The sequence below is a fragment of the Bacillus timonensis genome (genome assembly GCF_000285535.1).
Lineage (GTDB): Bacteria > Bacillota > Bacilli > Bacillales > Bacillaceae_L > Ferdinandcohnia > Ferdinandcohnia timonensis.
Genome location: NZ_HE610987.1, coordinates 291,340 through 309,082, shown reverse-complemented (window position 1 = coordinate 309,082; position 17,743 = coordinate 291,340). Strand labels below are relative to the sequence as shown.

Below are 17,743 nucleotides of genomic sequence, written 5' to 3'. Positions count from 1 at the left end.
CGACGAAATGCGATAAGCGACTGATAATTTTGATAAATTGTTAGCCTTGCCAAAACATTAAAATATGAAGACTTCATCAATCCTGTTAAGGCCTAAATAGAAGTTACTAGATATTGTTAATAAATAAGGATTGACGAATTGATTGATATTATTGTAGTATAGAAAAATAACAATTGAATAAGACCTCACTTTTTTAATAGTGAGGTAGAGGCGCGATATTTAACAGTCTTTAGTGGAGTTTGAGAAGCAGTGATACTAAGGAGAAGGAAATGTCGCCGAAGTGTGTAATAGTCTCACTATTGCATGCTGGGTCTGCAGTTAAGAGCTGCAGGACTGTCTCAATAAACCTCCAGTTTATTGAGTTGTGCTATCTCATTTGGGATAAAAGAGAGGACTTTAGGGCAAATTTTCAGCGACCTGAGTACATCTCAGGTCGCTTTTTTGTCGAAATTTATCAAAAAACGGAGGAAATTCACCATGAGAAACAAGTTATCTTTATTCATAGTTTTATTGATTTCAGCCATTCTTTTATTAGCAGGTTGTGGAACAAGCGACAGTTCGGATTCAGGAACGTCAGAAGACAATACATTTAAGGTAGGACTTGAAGCTGGATATGCTCCGTTTAACTGGACTCAAAACGATGATTCTAACGGTGCGGTTAAAATTGAAGGCTCTAAAGAATATGCCGGCGGATATGATGTAGAAATCGCGAAAAAAGTAGCTGAAGGACTAGGCAAAGAATTAGTGATTGTCAAAACAGAGTGGGATGGTCTTGTACCAGCTTTAACGTCAGGGAAAATTGACGCAATCGTAGCTGGCATGTCGCCGACTGCAGAACGTAAAGAAGCAATCGATTTTTCGGATAATTACTATACATCAAATTTAGTGATGGTGGTGAAGAAAGGTAGCAAGTATGAAAATGCTACTTCCATTCAAGATTTTAAGGGAGCAAAAGTTACAGCTCAATTAAATACGTTCCACTATTCAGTGATTGATCAAATTGAAGGTGTAGAAAAGAAAACAGCGATGGACAACTTCCCAGCGATGAGAGTTGCTCTTCAATCAGGAATGATAGATGGATACGTTTCAGAGCGTCCTGAAGGAATTAGTGCTTCATCTGCAAATGGGAACTTTGTCATGGTTGAGTTTGAAGATGGATTTAAAACATCAGAAGATGACACAGCAATCGCTGTCGGACTTCAAAAGGGCAGTGAAGTAACAGATAATATTAATGAAATTTTAGCAGGTATCTCAGAAGATGAGCGTACAAGCATAATGGATTCAGCGATTAAAAATCAACCAGCAGCAGAGTAAAAAATCCCCAAAAACCGGCTGTATTTCAATATACAGTCGGTTTTATAAAGTAAAGGAGGAAAAACGATGAGTTTTGAGTGGGTCATACGAATAATCACAGAAAACTGGCCAATGTTCCTTCGTGGTGCGGGTGTAACACTTTTGATTGCTCTTATTGGGACAATCTTTGGGGCAGTAATTGGTTTGTTAGCAGGTGTTATCCGTACAATTCCAATGCCAGAACGTGGAATGAACAAAGTTTTATTAAAAGTGATTAATGTTATCCTCTCCATCTATATTGAATTCTTCCGTGGAACGCCGATGATTGTACAAGCGATGGTTATTTATTATGGTTCTGCGTTAGCATTTGGGATAGATATGAACGTGTTTGTTGCAGCAATTATTGTTGTATCCATCAATACAGGCGCTTATATGGCTGAGTATGTTCGGGGTGGAATTGTATCAATTGATAAGGGGCAGTTTGAAGCAGCACAAGCAATCGGAATGAATCATTTTCAAACGATGTGGAATGTTGTCTTACCACAGGTTATACGAAATATTCTGCCTGCGACAGGGAATCAATTTGTAATTAATATTAAAGATACATCCGTTCTAAATGTGATTTCTGTTACTGAATTATATTTTGTGACAAAATCGATTTCCGGCAATAATTTTAGATATTTTGAATCATTTTTCGTAGCATGTATGATCTATTTTGTGATGACCTTTATTGTAACTAGAATTCTACTATACTTTGAAAAAAAATTAGATGGCTCTGATAACTATACGATGATCGGAAATGATTGACCAATACAGGTAAATCAACAACAATAGGGAGAAGGAGGAGAGAATATGGAAAAGATTATTGATATTCAACATGTAAACAAATCCTTTGGAACTCATGAAGTATTAAAAGATATTAATTTTTCGGTGAACAAGGGAGAGGTAGTCTCCATCATCGGTTCCTCAGGATCTGGTAAATCAACTCTTCTTCGTTGTATTAATCTTTTAGAAAAACCAAGTGGTGGGCAAATTATCTATCAAGGTGAAAATATATTGGATAATAAGCATGATGTCACTACTTACCGCAGACATTTAGGGATGGTTTTCCAACAATTTAACTTATTTAACAATCATAATGTTCTTAGCAATTGTGTGGTAGGGCAAATAAAAGTATTGAAACGCTCCAAAGAAGAAGCCGAAAAAATAGCGATGAAATACTTGAAGGTTGTTGGTATGGATAAATACATTAATGCCAAGCCAAAGCAATTATCCGGTGGGCAAAAGCAACGTGTTGCAATCGCAAGAGCACTTTCCATGGAACCGGACGTTATGTTATTTGATGAACCTACATCAGCTCTTGATCCAGAAATGGTAGGCGAAGTTCTAAAAGTCATGAAGGAACTCGCTGAATCCGGACTGACGATGCTAATCGTAACGCACGAAATGGAATTTGCAAAAGATGTATCTGACCGAGTCGTATTTATGGACAAGGGAGTTATTGCAGAAGAAGGAAGTCCAGAGCACATTTTCAATCATCCTACACAAGAACGTACAAGGGAGTTCCTAAAACGTACATTAGTCCATTCATAAAGATAAAGTCGTTGTTTATAGAAAAAGGCCGGGCGTTTGCCCGGTTTTGTTATATGAAAAATGTTGATGAAGGACATTCAGTCTATGAATTTGTTCGGTAGCGTCCTACATCGGGGTAATGAAGGACATTCCGAGGAAGAATCTAAGTGTAAAAGTCCTTCATCGGGGTTATGAAGGACATTCCGACGAAGAATCCAAGTGTAAAAGTCCTTCATCAAGGTATGAACGACATACCGACCAAAAAACCAACAAACTTTACAAATTAAACCAGCTCTTTCATTGTTGTTGTTCCTCCAAGTGTTGCGAAATCTTCTCATGGACTTGGGATTCTAACGCTTCAACATGGCTTTCCTCGAAAGTATGTTTAGGATGAGGATTAAACCAATGAATCTCTCCTTCGTGAAAAAGTCCTTGATAGTCTGTTCCATCAACAGTTATGGTGAATTGATGACGTTCATGAACTTGGTCTTCAAACATGGGTCTTACTTCCAAATTTTCGAACATAACGAAGTCCTCCTAAGTAGTAATTTTCTTTCAAGTTTTCCCTATACTAGATGGTGTATGCCTACTATTTATGTAGAGATAGAGGAATTTAAAAATAATCTGCATCTAAAAATGTGAAGTTCTTGGATTATAGGTTTGGCATGACCTTTCTGGCACCCAGGAAAAGCCATGTGCTAAGAACAAATGGCATTGTCAAGGCCGGAAGTCCAAATGGCTGAAGCCAAGTCGTTATACTAGCGATTAATGGAACAGTAACACAAGTAGCCACAATGCCGGAGAAGAACGCTAAACGGTTTTGCTCCGTCTTAAATACGGCAGACACAGCTATAATCGTTAGTATAGCATTGTACCCATAAAGCCCCATATAAATCGGATTATGTTCTCCCCCAAATAAAAGCGATGTCAACAAAGCCAGTACGTTTCCTACTACAGCATAAAGACCAAGCTTCCATCCAGCCAAAAATACCGCCACAAAAAGCAGAATACCTGATAATGTGCTGTGAATGAAGAAAATCTGTCCAATTCCGTTAAATGCCGCTTCTGACCAGTTTATTCTTCCAGACGTATCCAATCCCCAATAGGCAATATCCTCAGGGACCAACTTTGACGTTAAGTGAATCGCCTTTAAACGGTAGGAAGAAAGCAATGTGAACCATGTTAAGATGATAAAAGGAAAAGTAAGAACGGGGATTCCCGTATTCTTCATTACATGAATCATAGCGGCTGTAAACACTGCCGTTACTGCAGCTCCAATGAGGGCAATTATCCAGTCGAAAGGTCCTGTTAAAAATAGAGACAGCGCTATTCCTGTCAACACGGAGTTATAACCCAACAGCCCCTGATTAATTGTTTGTTCCTCCACACCTCCTATCCTCCCAATAATAGTAGCAACTATGGCTGATAAAAAGGCAATAATTCCAAGAGTATAGGAAAAGATTGTGATTGCTATTAGTATGATGATTCCTGAAAGAGCATTTTCAATGAGCATAACTTGAGAAATGCCTTTTAGAGCCGCCATCAGAAAGGAATATATTTTTCTTTCTTCCCAAGGTTTATCATTGGTGTTTTGCACGGACATCTTTCCTTCCAAAAAAAATTTATCGAATACGCTCCTCAAACCGAAGCCACTATTTCACGGAAATAGTTCTTAACTTTCTTCGTTTCCTTCTCGGTAGTATTTCCTGTTAGTAAGGATTAAATAAAAAGAATTGTTCGTTTTTTGAGGGACATATCTTTAAAAAATCAGACGGTGTTCGTTGGTTTTGTAAACTAACCAAACACTGGTTTAAATAAGGAAAAAACTGGAGAACATACATAAAGGTTTACGTTACTTTACTGCAAAATAAAGTTTTTATGAAACAGGAGGATGTACCATGCAATTATCACCGCGTGAAATAGACAAGCTCATGATTGTTGTTGCGGCCGACCTTGCTAGGCGGCGGAGAGAAAGAGGTTTGAAATTGAATTATCCGGAAGCAGTTGCACTTCTGACCCATGAAGTATTAGAGGGTGCACGGGATGGAAAAACGGTTGCAGAGTTGATGGAATATGGAGCTACAATTCTGACAAGTGATGATGTAATGGAAGGCATCCCGGAGATGCTGGATGATATTCAAGTAGAAGCTACGTTTCCAGATGGAACAAAGCTTGTGACAGTTCATAGTCCGATTAAATAATAAGTGACAGGAGGCTATTTACATGCAGCCAGGCCAATTATTTTTAAAAGAAGAAGACATCGTTTGTAATGCCGGAAGGGAAGCATCCAAAGTGACAGTGACAAATACTGGAGATCGTCCTGTTCAGGTAGGTTCCCATTTTCACTTTTATGAAGTAAATGAAGCACTCCAATTTGATCGCGAGAAAGCATACGGAAAGCGACTAAACATCCCTGCGGGTGCCGCTGTGCGTTTTGAACCAGGGGATGAAAAAGAAATCGAGCTCATTGATTATGCCGGAGAACGCCGTGTCTATGGATTTAATAATAAAGTAGACGGCTCACTAGATAAGGGGGATAACAAATGAGTTTCAAAATGAATAGAAAGCAATATGCTCAAATGTATGGACCCACTACAGGAGATTCGATTCGTTTAGCAGATACTGAACTGCTTATACAGATTGAGAAGGACCATACCACCTACGGAGAAGAAGTGGTATTCGGTGGCGGGAAGGTAATTCGTGACGGAATGGGGCAACACCCTCTTGTAACACGAGGTGATGGAATTGCGGATTTGGTCATTACCAACGCTGTCATTTTAGACTATACCGGCATTTACAAAGCGGATATTGGAATTCGCGATGGGAAAATTGCTGGGATTGGAAAAGCTGGTAACCCATTGATTATGGACAATGTGGACATTGTGATCGGAGCTGGAACGGAAATTATTGCTGGTGAAGGAATGATTGTAACAGCCGGTGGAATTGATACCCACGTTCATTTTATAAATCCGACACAAATTAGAACAGCATTAGCTGCAGGACTTACAACATTAATCGGGGGAGGTACTGGTCCAGCTGCAGGATCAAAAGCGACAACGGTCACTCCTGGCATATGGCATATGCACAAAATGCTCCAAGCAGCTGAAGGATTGCCCATTAACGTTGGATTCACATCAAAAGGACAAGCGACTGCCGAAGAGCCCTTGGCAGAGCAAGTACGTGCCGGTGCAATAGGTTTGAAAGTACATGAAGATTGGGGAGCAACCCCATCAGCCCTAGACTATGCATTAAGGGTTGCTGAGAAATATGATGTGCAGGTCGCTCTTCATGCCGATACGTTGAATGAAGGCGGGTTTATGGAAAATACGATGGCTGCGATTAAAGATCGTGTCCTTCATATGTACCACACAGAAGGAGCGGGAGGCGGGCATGCGCCGGACCTAATAAAATCCGCAAGCTATATGAACATTCTTCCATCCTCAACAAATCCGACCCTACCTTATACAGTGAATACAGTGGATGAGCATTTGGACATGCTTATGGTTTGCCACCACTTAAATCCATCAATTCCGGAGGACCTCGCATTTGCCGATTCACGTATTAGACGTGAAACCATTGCTGCCGAGGATATTCTCCAAGATATGGGTGTATTCAGTATGACTAGCTCGGATGCACAGGCGATGGGGCGGATAGGCGAAGTTATTTTACGAACATGGCAAGTGGCTGACAAAATGAAAAAGCAAAGAGGAAGTTTAGAGGGCGATACTGAGCTCTCTGATAATAATCGTGCAAAGCGTTATGTAGCTAAGTATACGATTAATCCTGCTATCACCCATGGGATTTCTGAGTATGTAGGGTCCATCGAGGTGGGGAAAATTGCAGATCTTGTAATTTGGAATCCAGCCTTCTTCGGTGTAAAACCTGAAATGATTTTGAAAAATGGTTTTGTTGTCGAGGGATTGATGGGCGATGCGAATGCGTCTATCCCAACACCACAGCCTGTTATTTATCGTCCAATGTATGCGCAATATGGAAAAGCTTTATCCAGCTCATCTATTACGTTCATCTCCCAAGCTGCTTTCGACGAGAAAGTACATGAAAAGCTTGGTTTGCAAAAAATGATTCTTCCTGTTCGCGGTATTCGAAAACTGACGAAGAAGGACATGAAGTTGAATTCCGAAACTCCTGAAATAACGGTTGATCCGCAAACCTATGAAGTAAAAGTAAACGGTGAATTAATTACATGTGAGCCGGTTGACCAAGTACCAATGGGACAACGATATTTCCTATTCTGAGGTGAAAATCTTGTTAGTAGAAAGAATTGTAACGAATATTGAAAATTTGGAAAAAGAAGAGATTGAAAAACGTCATATCGAAAAGGTATACCTTGAAAGTGATCATTTGATGAAACGGATTCAGAGGGTGACGACCGACCACGGCAAAGAAATTGGAATTCGATTAAAAGAGCCCCGTGACTTTGTCGCTGGTGATGTTTTATATATGGATGAAAAGAATTTAATTATGATAGATGTACTTTCTGATGATTTGATTGTGATAAAACCCCGTAATTTAAAGGAGATGGGGACAATTGCTCACCAGCTAGGGAATCGCCATCTTCCCGCCCAGTTTGAAGGGGAAGAGATGCTTGTCCAGTATGATTACCTTGTAGAGGAATTATTGCAAGAACTTCAGATTCCTTATCAACGTGAAAAGCGGAAAGTGAAAAAGGCATTTCGCCATATCGGACATAGCCATGGATAAAAATATGCTCTCATTATTCCAGTTATGTGATTCTAATTTTCCGACTGGGGCGTTTAGCCATTCATATGGGCTTGAGACATATATTCAAGCAGACAAAGTACATAATCGAGAATCATTTTGTAACTGGTTGTATGTGTATGTAAATGAGCAGCTCGTTTATTCTGATGGTCTTGCCTGCCGTCTCGTATATGAAGCACTAGAAAAAAGGGATTTCCATAAAATATGGAAGATAGACCGGATGCTTGTTGCGCAAAACTTGCCACGGGAAACGAGAGAAGGTACCCAAAGGGTAGGCGAACGGATGCTAATCCTCGTAAAATCCCTTTACGACATCCCAGTTTTGTCTGAGTACGGAGAGCGCATCAAACAAAACAAATCATACGGTCATCCATCGATTGTATTTACGATTGTGGGACACCACCTAGGTGTGCCAGCATTCACCACTATTATGTATTATTTATATTCGGCTGTTTCAAGCCTTGTTCAAAATGCGGTTCGGGCTATACCCTTGGGGCAAACCGCGGGTCAGAAAACGATTCAGGAGTTTCAAGAAGTGTTAGTAAATGCCGTTGCAAAGGTAGAGGAAATGGATGAAGCCGACTTTGGCATTGTCTCTCCAGGTCTGGAACTATCGCAAATGCAGCATGAACGTGTGAACGTTAGAATTTTCGCATCTTAATGTTGATTAATAGATTAAAGGAAGTGTTTTTATGGAACCTATTAAAATTGGAGTAGGGGGACCAGTTGGAGCAGGAAAAACTGCATTGGTTGAAAAATTAACTCGTCATTTGCAAGGTGAAATCAGTATGGCCGCTATTACAAACGACATCTATACAAAAGAAGATGCGAAATTCCTGATGAATAACGGCGTCCTTCCGGAGGATCGAATTATTGGTGTAGAGACAGGCGGATGTCCGCATACGGCTATACGGGAGGATACTTCTATGAATTCTGCTGCGATTGAAGAATTGATGAAGAGACATCCAGATCTGGAACTCATTTTTGTCGAAAGTGGTGGAGACAACCTGGCGGCTACATTCAGCCCGGAACTTGTCGATTTTTCAATCTATATTATTGATGTGGCCCAGGGTGAAAAAATCCCTCGTAAAGGTGGACAAGGGATGATTAAGTCTGACCTATTTATTATCAATAAAACGGATTTGGCTCCTTTAGTCGGGGCAGATCTTGATGTTATGGCATCTGATACAAAAGTGTTTCGAGGTGACAAGCCATTTATTTTCACAAATTTAAAAACCAACGAAGGTCTTGAACAGGTAATAGATTGGATCAAGAAGAATGCACTTTTAAAAGGGTTGGAATAAAAAATGCAGGACTGGACAGGAGTTTTGCGTTTAGATGCAGAGGATAGGAATGGAAAGACCGTTGCAAAAAATGTTTACTTCCAAGGGGCGTTTAAAGTTATGCGTCCCATCTATCATGATGATTCTGGTCAAGCCTGTTATTATATCTTAAATCCAGGCGGCGGCTATCTGGATGGTGATCGCTATCAACTTAAGATTTCGTTAGAGAAACAAGCGAAGCTGACTTTAACTACACAGTCAGCCACCAAAATATATAAGACACCCAAAAAACATGCCTATCAGGAAACAGAAATTAACCTTAAAGAAGGAAGTTACCTAGAGTACATTCCCGATCCGCTCATTGGTTATAAGGATGCTCGATATAAACAAAAGAATGTAATCCATATGGAGAAAGGGACCACACTTCTTTACTCGGATATTATTACTCCAGGATGGTCTCCGGACGGGGAAAGGTTTAGTTATGATATACTACAGCTAATCAATGAAATTTATATGGAAAATGAATTGGTGGTTTATGATCATATCAAACTAAATCCAGCGATGCAGAATATGGAGAAGCTAGGCCTGATGGAAGGCTATTCACATTTGGGTTCTTTGATTGTGATTGACGAAAAAGCCAATCATGCTCTTCTTGACCGTTTATATCAGGCTATCGATGCTAATACAAAGGAATATAAAGTGGGACTGTCATTTTTATCAATCCCAGGGTTCACCGTAAGGGTGTTAGCAAATAACACGCAGGCGATTGAAAATATATTTTCTGAATTTCATCATATAATTAGCCTAGAGTGGTTTAACAAAACCCCCAGTTTACTAAGAAAATATTAATGTCCAAAACCCGGCAATTACGATAATTGCTGGGTTTTGAACAAGTAAAGAATCATGGAGGAGAGATTTGATGGAGGTTACTTTTTTCTCAGTTTTGGCTCTGGGTTTGATTTTAGGCATACGGCATGCGATTGAACCTGACCACGTAATTGCAGTGTCAACAATCGCGAGCCAAAGTAAAAAGTTATGGAACGCCTCTTTGGCGGGAGTATTTTGGGGAATTGGACATACTGTAACTCTGTTTCTAGTTGGTCTAGTTGTCATTCTTATGAAGAACGAAATACCCGAAAAGTGGGCAATGTCTTTGGAGTTTTTAGTAGGAATCATGCTAGTTTACCTTGGAGTGAGAACAATTCTTGCATTCAGGAATATTCATAAACATAAACATAAACACGTACATGACGGAGAAGAACAAACACATGTTCATTCCCTCCAAAAAAATGGGGAACATGAGCATAAAAATAAGCATAAATACACTTCGTATTTGGGGTCCATGTTTATAGGCTTTGTCCATGGACTAGCAGGAAGTGGCGCCATGGTTCTATTAACGATGGGTACTGTTAATAGTGTCGGGGAAGCAGTAATTTTTATCCTTATTTTTGGTTTAGGAACCGTCATTGGGATGCTTTTCTTCACCACCATCATTGGGATTCCATTTGTGTTAAGCAAAAAACGTAGGACAGTAAGCAGCACATTCGGATTAATAACGGGGGCAATCAGTACTGTTTTTGGTATATACTACATGTATAATTTAGGCATCAATGAAGGATTGCTGAACCTTTGGATCTAAGGATTTGATGTTAGTCAAAACGTAAAATATCGTAGCTAGTAGAACTGAGGTACATAATGCTGAAAATCCTATTAATCTACTTGGTATCAGATTTTCCCTAAAATAGATAAGAGTTAATTAGAGGTATGATTATTACGACAAGATAAATCCTGATAGGAATCGGTAAAAAATAACATATTTCAAATAAATATTATTCATTAACGGGTCTTACTCCCACTGTACGTAAGCATTGGTATACTGGGAGTAAGCCCTATTTTTATTTTGTTTCTATTTTAAGAAAAAATTTTTTCCGATTTTGCAACTTTTTGTAAGACTTTTTCGTGGGTAAGATGAAGGGGGGAAAGCGGTGGATTTAGATGAGGTGTTCGAGGCATATGTAAATGATCTATTTCGATACTTATTTTCCCTTTCAAAGAATCACCATACGGCGGAAGATTTAGTACAGGAGACGTTTTACCGGGCGTATCTTCAGCTGTCTGAGGCTGAAATCCAAAACATTAAACCTTGGCTGTTTAAAGTGGCCTATCACGCTTTTATTGATTTTACTAGAAAACATAATCGGTTGGTCATTACAGATGAAGTACATAATCGGGTGAGTATAGAAACACCGGAAAGTTATCTATTAGAGAAAGAAAACTTTACCGCACTCATGACTGATATTCATTCGTTAAAAGAAACGGAAATGCATGCGCTTGTTCTTTGTGATTTGCATCAGTTGAGCTTAAAAGAAGCGGCTGACATTCTTCAATTAAATGTAAATACGCTGAAGAGCCATTTATCAAGGGGAAGAAAAAAGGTGGTTGAAAGGGTTAAGGAAAGGAGGAGACAAGATGGATAAAGAGCCAAATCATAACGATGAGGAAATTTATAAATCTTTCTTAAATGAATCGATGCAAGACTATGAAAAAAGCCTAAATGTACCGAAAAACAAACAAAATAGATTGATTAAAGCAGGCAGAAATCATGCACTACTGACAAATATAATGATTAGCCTGGCTATCATATTACTAATTGTACCGGTGCTTACATTAAGTAGCTATTTATATTACGCGATTGGTGGAAAAGCGAACCATCTAATTGATATCGCAACAAAAACCATTTATGTAACTGAACCGAACATGAGTTTAGAAGAGATGGAGTTAGAAGAGGACATCGGATTCTTTACAATGAATCTTTACTTTGATGTGTTTAAGCGAATTGGGAAAGAGGATTATCAAGCGGGAGAATATACGGTTAGCTTTGCACTAGATAAGCCAAATTTGCCTGAACGAGATATGAAACTAGAGAAGCCGCTTCCTATTACGGGGGACATGGAGACTGACAAACTATATCATCCGGGTGGGCCATATGGCAAAACAGTTGGTTCAGACTGGGATATTTTCGAGCACCTTCCAGATGGAACGGTGGGGGAAATGTATCTTTCTTTCAATCAATTAGTGAAGCCAGAGGAGATTGAAAAACAGCTTGGAAAAAACGTCGAGGTAAGATGGGTAGCTGTTGATACAGGTTTTGAGGATAAGAGTTTATACGATGCTGGATATTCGGTTGCGCCAATCGGCTATCCGCTACAGATTGATACGACTACATGGTCACCATTTAATGGACGACAAAAATCAAATGAAGAGGTATTTTTAGATATATTAAATTTCTTGGCCAAGGATGAAAAAACAGCTGAAAAAATAGCAAGGGCAAGGTCTTTACTTTTAAAAGAACGAATCCAATACATCGAGAAAAATGGAATCGAAGCTTATGGAGCAGTTGTGACCGGACCAATTCCGGAACTAAGAAAACTAAAGGATAAGGAATTGATTAGAGTCATGAAGGTGGGGGAAGTGAAGCTATGGAACTGGAAATGAACAATAAGAACAAAGGAAAACAACGAAAATTGCCAACTATTTCGGGGTTTCTATCCTTCTTGATTGCTCTAATTGCATTAGCGGGAGTTAATATTTCGTTATTGATTGATTTCGATGATTTTCCTCAACTGTTTCTCGTAAACCTACCGATTGTTGGGTTAGTTCTAGGTCTGCTTGGTATGATCACATCTAGAAGATCAAGATTATATGCATTTTGGGGAATCGGACTTAGTTTGTTTATTTTAGTTTTTACATTTTTAATGATTGGCATATCCTGGGTAGGGATTAATCCGAAGCCATGATATACGCTTCCTACTTTTTCGCACAAACTAACAAGCAAAAGTGTACAACTCGAACAACAAGCTATTAAATAATAGAGATTTAAGGTTCAACACGCTGAGGAATTTCAGCGTGTTTTTTCATCAAGGATTTACACTCATAATTAAGATACTCAAGCAACGTCTACGGCGTTGCTTTTACATCATTTATATCAACTCATAATTAACTTATCATCTCTAACTGGTTCCACATGAACATGAACATCTTGAACATTATGTTCCTTAATTAAAGTTACCTCTACTCTTGTTGATATTTCATGTGCTTGGGTAATGTCTAAATGATTCGGTACAGATATTACAACATCAACAACATTGCTATTACCGTATGTTCTTCCTTTAATATCTTTTACTTCTAACACTCCGGTTACATTCAAAATGGTCTGTTTATATTCTTCTAAATCCTTTATATCAAAGCCATCTGTTAAATAATGAGAGGATTCACGAAAAATGTCCCACCCCGTTTTACAGATTAATAATCCGACAATAAATGCAGTTACTGGATCAAGCCAAGGTAAACCGAGTTGGGAACCTAAAATTCCGATTGCAGTGCCAATACTAACCCATGCATCAGAGAGATTGTCTTTAGCAGCAGCCATAACTGCATGGCTTTTTACTTTTTTAGCTAGCTTTTTATTATATTTGTATACCAAATACATAATAAAAGCGGAAATAAATCCTGTCCATGCAGCTATCATATCCGGTGATTCATGATTACCACTAAAAACGGATGATGCTGCACCAAATAAAACCTGAACCCCGACAACCATCATGATTAACGATGCAATCAAGGAAGAAACTGTTTCGGCTTTCCAATGTCCGTAAGGATGATCATCATCAGCAGGTTTTTGAGAAAGTTTTAAACCAATCAAAACTGCAACAGAAGCAACTATATCAGTTGTATTATTTAATCCATCGGCTTTTAAAGCTTCTGAATCAGCTATGTACCCTATAATTAATTTCAATAAAGATAACAAGATATAAACGGCAATGCTTAAAATCGCACCACGTTCCCCTAATTTCAAATCCTGATACCTCTGCTCCATTTCTTTTCCTCCAAAAATTAACATTGAATCTTATTGTAACAAAGGGGTTTCGTGTTAGTCTACGGCAACGTTTTTGTAAAAAAGCAACAAAATAACAGGTTGGGAAAGAGTGTTTACTGAAGGAAAAACTTTTGTAGGACTGCCTTTTTATTTCAAGGAGGGGGGTGAAATTACCTGTTTAGTACAGAATAAAGATAAAAAATAGGAGGTTTTATTTTGAAAAAAATAATGCCAATTCTCATTTTGAGTTTGTCCTTATTGTGTTGTGCTGATAAAACATATGGAGCAGGAAATCCTGAATGTCTTTTGTTTGAGAATGTATTTGGTGATAACGTAAAACAGATGGATAAAGTGTGTAAAGTAGAAATTAGTCGTAAAAACCCTGGCTTCTCATTGGAGGGAGTAAAAGTCTCACCAGAGTTGCTTGAGTTTTCATTTGGTGCAAATTTTGAAAGGGTTGGAAATACAACGGTCGTTACAGGAGAGTTCGCGCTATTTCCTCAAGAAGCAAACCCTGTAATTGATGCACTGCGAAAAGGGGGTATTCAAATTACAGCATTGCATAACCACTGGTTTGAGCAACCTATGGTTCTTTATCTCCATTTTCAAGGAAAAGGCGACCCTGAATCACTTGCTCAAACAGTCAAGTCAGCTATAGATGTAGCACAACAAAAGTAAGGATATCTAATTCCTTTTTCAATAATAAACTTACTAGCTAAAAGGCCTGCTCCCCAATGCGTCACCGCACAGAGGAACAGGCCTATTACATTTATATTTGATTATTTTCTACCAATGCATTTACTTTCTGCTTTCGATAAAGCTTCTGACCAATAAATGTTTGAATTGCTAGGAAGATTCCACCTACTGCCCAATATAGTGGTAAAGCTGCCGGAGCCCTAAAAGAAATGACAACAATCATTAATGGTGACAATAACCCCATAAATTTCATTTGCTTTTGTTGACTTTCTGACATATTTAACTGTGAAATTTTAAATTGAAAGTAATAAATAACCCCTGCAGCAATTGTTAAAACCAAATCCGAGTGTCCAAGACTAAACCATAAAAATGTATGGTGAGAAATTTCTGCTGAACTACGAATTGCATAATAGAGTCCAGTTAAAATTGGCATTTGAATAAGTAGTGGTAAACAACCCATATTGAGCGGGTTAATTCCATGTTTTCGATAAAGACCCATCATCTCTCGTTGCAAATCTTGTTTCTTTTTCGGATCTGTTTCGGCTGTTATTTTCTTCTGAATCTGTTCCATTTCTGGCTTAACTAATTCCATTTTTTCTTTCATAACGGATTGATTCTTATATTGTTTCAACATGAATGGCATCATAACCAATCGAATTAAGATGGTTACAATAATAATGGCTACTCCATAACTTCCATTAAAGGTATTTGCGATAAAATTTATAAGATGTGTGATTGGCTCTACTAAAAAGTTATTGAAAAAACCGTCACTTTTATCACTTGGGTTTACCCCACATCCAGAAAGTAATACAGTCAATACAATTAATAGAGTAATGAGTTTGGTGAACGAACGATACTTTTTCATGTTTCCTCCTTAAAAGTTTTATTTAACTGATAGGATAAAAGGAAACAAAAGTATCTGATTCATCATTTGAAAATACTTTATTTCGTATAGTTTTTGTAATTCTCCGTTTCATAAAATACTGAATTAGAAGGCTCCTGTTTACATCAAATCTCTTGTAATCACTACTTTGAAGATCAGTGACAGTGGATAAGGGTGTATTTAAGTGAATCGAAACCCTTTGTATAGAAATTAACACGAACATTAAACCCATGCAGAGGCTAACGTTAAGTGCCATTAGCGTATATAATTCAGGATCCATTAATAGTAAATCTAACAAAGGCTTCTCACCCCAATTTTGTTACTGAATACTTTTACTATACATGAATTCTGTTCATCTCACAAAATTAAAATTTGGAAGCTATGAGGAATGCACTAGAATCCGGTTATTGCTTTAAAAAGACGTGATGTTTATCACTAACTCGTCAGAACTTTCTTGATACTATAGTACTATTATGTGTAAGTATTATTTTAAAAACGAGAGGAAGTTCTGCAATGAAAATGACAATCGGTAGAAAACTTTTTACAGGGTTTCTAAGTGTATTACTGATTTTAATTGCTACAGTCACCATAGGCTATGTTGAGATAACATCCGTTCAACATACATATGATGAATTAATAAATGATAAGGCCAAAAAGCTAGTTATGATTAAGGAATTAGATTCTGCTATTAAACAGGAACAAGTAGGTTTAAGGGGCTATCTCCTTATTGGGGATGAGATAGCATTAAAGGACTTTGAAGATTCACATTCTAAATTCTTAGAAACTAGTAAAAGTCTTCATGATATTATTACGCAACCAAAAGCAAAGGAGTTGCTACAAGAGTTAGATACTATTGAAGATGAATATTATCAGTTTTCGGATAAGGTTTTTCAATTAAAAGACGAAAATAAAGTTGATGAATATACGAGCTTAATTGCAATAGACGGAAGAGCAATCGTAAAAGATTTTAATCAAAGTATCGAAGAGTTCATGAAATATCAACAAGACTTACTTGATAAAGGAAATATAGAGACAAGTGAAAAAGTGAAATCCACGAAAAATATTATCTTAATATTAGGGGTTTTATCACTTTTGGTAGGTCTTTCTATTGCAACTTATATCGGAAGAATTATCTCCAAGCCTGTTGTGGCAATATCTAAAAATGCAGAAAAAATAGCATCAGGTGATTTATCGGTTGATGAGATTAAAGTGAAAAATAAAGATGAAATCGGTGAGCTTGCAAATTCATTTAATCAAATGGCTAAAAGCCTTAGAGAGGTCATTCAGCAGGTAGGGTTAAATGCCGACCAAGTGGCTGCTTCAGCGGAACAACTTACAGCCAGTAGCGAACAAACAAATGATGCAACAAAACAAATCGCCGAGACGATGCAACAAGTTGCTTCAGGTGTTGATAAACAAGTTAAAAGTATCGATGAAACTTCTCAAACAGTAAATGAAATGGCAACTGGTGTTCAGCAAATTGCAGGCAGTGCACAGCAGGTCACCTCTTCAGCACTTGAAACCACAGAGAAAGCTTCTGAAGGGAGACAATCGATTAAAACAGTAGTCAACCAAATGAGCTCCATAAATGACACCTTTACTGAATTATCAGGTGTCGTAAAAGGGTTAGGTCAAAGGTCAGTAGAAATCGGTCAAATTATTGAAGTCATAACAGGTATAGCAGATCAAACAAATTTATTAGCGTTAAATGCTGCAATTGAAGCTGCAAGAGCAGGGGAACATGGACGGGGCTTTGCAGTTGTTGCAGATGAAGTGCGTAAATTAGCAGAACAATCAGCCACATCTTCAAATCAGATTGCTCAGCTTATTCTAGCTATACAAAATGAAACGAATAAAGCTGTTGAAACAATGGAAGTGGCTACAGAAGAAGTTGTTTCAGGAATTGGACTAGTAAATACTGCAGGAACAGCTTTTACACAAATTGAAGATTCAATTACAGATGTCACGACACAAATACAAGAAGTGTCAGCAGCAGTTCAACAAATGGCTGCGGGTACTGAACAGATGGTCCAGTCCATGCAGTTAATTACAGAAATTGCAGAGGAATCAGGTTCAGGCACACAAGAGGTTTCCGCGGCTACAGAAGAACAGCTAGCATCCATGGATGAAATTTCTGCATCTGCAGGTGCTTTAGCCCATATGGCCGAAGATTTACAGGAAGTCATAAGTAAGTTTAAAATGTAAACTACGCATATATAATACCGTTGTTGGTTTTGCAAGCCATGAAGAGGAAAGCGTGACGAATTGAAGCCTGTAATCCTCTTCATAGCCTGTATGAAGAGGAAAACTGGACGAACATAAGCTTGTAATCCTCTTCAAAGCCTGGATGAAGAGGAAAGCGTGACGAATTGAAGCCAGTAATCCTCTTCATAGCCTAAA

At 38.2% G+C, this 17,743-nt stretch carries 20 protein-coding genes and 1 riboswitch; of the genes, 16 read left to right on the top strand and 4 right to left on the bottom strand.

Features of this window, described 5'->3' with window-relative positions; genetic code table 11:
• The first annotated feature begins 197 nt into the window (after positions 1–197).
• Positions 198–378, top strand: a riboswitch (Lysine riboswitch).
• 99 nt (positions 379–477) lie between these two features.
• From BTHG_RS15865 to BTHG_RS15855, 3 genes are all read left to right on the top strand, one after another.
• Positions 478–1,314: a transporter substrate-binding domain-containing protein gene (locus BTHG_RS15865; RefSeq protein WP_010677717.1), complete on the top strand. Its 837-nt coding sequence runs from the start codon at positions 478–480 to the stop codon at positions 1,312–1,314.
• 66 nt (positions 1,315–1,380) lie between these two features.
• Positions 1,381–2,100 carry an amino acid ABC transporter permease gene (locus BTHG_RS15860; RefSeq protein WP_010677716.1) on the top strand — a complete coding sequence of 240 codons (720 nt, stop codon included), beginning with the start codon at positions 1,381–1,383 and terminating at the stop codon, positions 2,098–2,100.
• A 45-nt stretch (positions 2,101–2,145) separates the two neighbouring features.
• Complete coding sequence (locus BTHG_RS15855; protein WP_010677715.1) at positions 2,146–2,886, top strand: amino acid ABC transporter ATP-binding protein; 741 nt, start codon at positions 2,146–2,148, stop codon at positions 2,884–2,886.
• A gap of 276 nt (positions 2,887–3,162) precedes the next feature.
• Here BTHG_RS15855 and BTHG_RS15850 read toward each other — a convergent pair whose 3' ends face one another.
• On the bottom strand, positions 3,163–3,390 hold the full coding sequence (locus BTHG_RS15850; RefSeq protein ID WP_010677714.1) for a hypothetical protein: 228 nt from the start codon (positions 3,388–3,390) through the stop codon (positions 3,163–3,165).
• 127 nt (positions 3,391–3,517) lie between these two features.
• Positions 3,518–4,468 (bottom strand): urea transporter, encoded by a 951-nt coding sequence (locus tag BTHG_RS15845; protein WP_042342071.1) that lies wholly within the window; start codon positions 4,466–4,468, stop codon positions 3,518–3,520.
• Between the two features lie 295 nt (positions 4,469–4,763).
• On the opposite strand from BTHG_RS15845, the gene BTHG_RS15840 reads away from it, so the two are divergent.
• From BTHG_RS15840 to BTHG_RS15790, 11 genes are all read left to right on the top strand, one after another.
• Positions 4,764–5,066 carry an urease subunit gamma gene (locus BTHG_RS15840; RefSeq protein WP_010677712.1) on the top strand — a complete coding sequence of 101 codons (303 nt, stop codon included), beginning with the start codon at positions 4,764–4,766 and terminating at the stop codon, positions 5,064–5,066.
• Between the two features lie 22 nt (positions 5,067–5,088).
• Complete coding sequence (ureB, locus tag BTHG_RS15835) at positions 5,089–5,412, top strand: urease subunit beta (RefSeq protein ID WP_010677711.1); 324 nt, start codon at positions 5,089–5,091, stop codon at positions 5,410–5,412.
• Positions 5,409–7,121, top strand: a complete 1,713-nt coding sequence (gene ureC / locus BTHG_RS15830) for an urease subunit alpha (RefSeq protein WP_010677710.1) — start codon at positions 5,409–5,411, stop codon at positions 7,119–7,121. The genes ureB and ureC overlap by 4 nt, the downstream gene beginning before the upstream one ends.
• 10 nt (positions 7,122–7,131) lie before the next feature.
• On the top strand, positions 7,132–7,587 hold the full coding sequence (gene ureE, locus BTHG_RS15825) for an urease accessory protein UreE (RefSeq protein ID WP_010677709.1): 456 nt from the start codon (positions 7,132–7,134) through the stop codon (positions 7,585–7,587).
• Positions 7,580–8,266, top strand: coding sequence for an urease accessory protein UreF (locus tag BTHG_RS15820; RefSeq protein WP_010677708.1), 687 nt, complete (start codon positions 7,580–7,582; stop codon positions 8,264–8,266). The genes ureE and BTHG_RS15820 overlap by 8 nt, the downstream gene beginning before the upstream one ends.
• A gap of 31 nt (positions 8,267–8,297) precedes the next feature.
• Positions 8,298–8,909 (top strand): urease accessory protein UreG, encoded by a 612-nt coding sequence (gene ureG / locus BTHG_RS15815; protein WP_010677707.1) that lies wholly within the window; start codon positions 8,298–8,300, stop codon positions 8,907–8,909.
• A gap of 3 nt (positions 8,910–8,912) precedes the next feature.
• A complete protein-coding gene (locus BTHG_RS15810; protein WP_010677706.1) occupies positions 8,913–9,737 on the top strand; it encodes an urease accessory protein UreD in 825 nt (274 codons plus the stop codon).
• Positions 9,738–9,807: 70 nt separating this feature from the next.
• Positions 9,808–10,527 (top strand): HoxN/HupN/NixA family nickel/cobalt transporter, encoded by a 720-nt coding sequence (locus tag BTHG_RS15805; protein WP_010677705.1) that lies wholly within the window; start codon positions 9,808–9,810, stop codon positions 10,525–10,527.
• Positions 10,528–10,873: 346 nt separating this feature from the next.
• The gene (locus BTHG_RS15800) at positions 10,874–11,365 is read left to right on the top strand and encodes a sigma-70 family RNA polymerase sigma factor (RefSeq protein WP_010677704.1); all 492 of its coding nucleotides are present in this window, start codon (positions 10,874–10,876) and stop codon (positions 11,363–11,365) included.
• A complete protein-coding gene (locus BTHG_RS15795; protein WP_010677703.1) occupies positions 11,358–12,383 on the top strand; it encodes an anti-sigma factor in 1,026 nt (341 codons plus the stop codon). The genes BTHG_RS15800 and BTHG_RS15795 overlap by 8 nt, the downstream gene beginning before the upstream one ends.
• Positions 12,368–12,685, top strand: coding sequence for a hypothetical protein (locus tag BTHG_RS15790; RefSeq protein WP_010677702.1), 318 nt, complete (start codon positions 12,368–12,370; stop codon positions 12,683–12,685). Before BTHG_RS15795 ends, BTHG_RS15790 begins: the two co-directional genes overlap by 16 nt.
• A 188-nt stretch (positions 12,686–12,873) precedes the next feature.
• Here the strand turns inward: BTHG_RS15790 and BTHG_RS15785 are convergent, their stop codons facing one another.
• Complete coding sequence (locus BTHG_RS15785) at positions 12,874–13,764, bottom strand: cation diffusion facilitator family transporter (RefSeq protein ID WP_010677701.1); 891 nt, start codon at positions 13,762–13,764, stop codon at positions 12,874–12,876.
• Positions 13,765–13,980: 216 nt separating this feature from the next.
• Here BTHG_RS15785 and BTHG_RS25925 point away from each other — a divergent pair, with 216 nt between their 5' ends.
• Positions 13,981–14,442 carry a DUF1259 domain-containing protein gene (locus tag BTHG_RS25925; RefSeq protein WP_010677700.1) on the top strand — a complete coding sequence of 154 codons (462 nt, stop codon included), beginning with the start codon at positions 13,981–13,983 and terminating at the stop codon, positions 14,440–14,442.
• A 91-nt stretch (positions 14,443–14,533) separates the two neighbouring features.
• Here the strand turns inward: BTHG_RS25925 and yidC are convergent, their stop codons facing one another.
• Positions 14,534–15,325: a membrane protein insertase YidC gene (gene yidC, locus BTHG_RS15775; RefSeq protein WP_010677699.1), complete on the bottom strand. Its 792-nt coding sequence runs from the start codon at positions 15,323–15,325 to the stop codon at positions 14,534–14,536.
• Positions 15,326–15,856: 531 nt separating this feature from the next.
• On the opposite strand from yidC, the gene BTHG_RS28015 reads away from it, so the two are divergent.
• Complete coding sequence (locus BTHG_RS28015) at positions 15,857–17,548, top strand: methyl-accepting chemotaxis protein (RefSeq protein ID WP_010677698.1); 1,692 nt, start codon at positions 15,857–15,859, stop codon at positions 17,546–17,548.
• Positions 17,549–17,743: the final 195 nt, after the last annotated feature.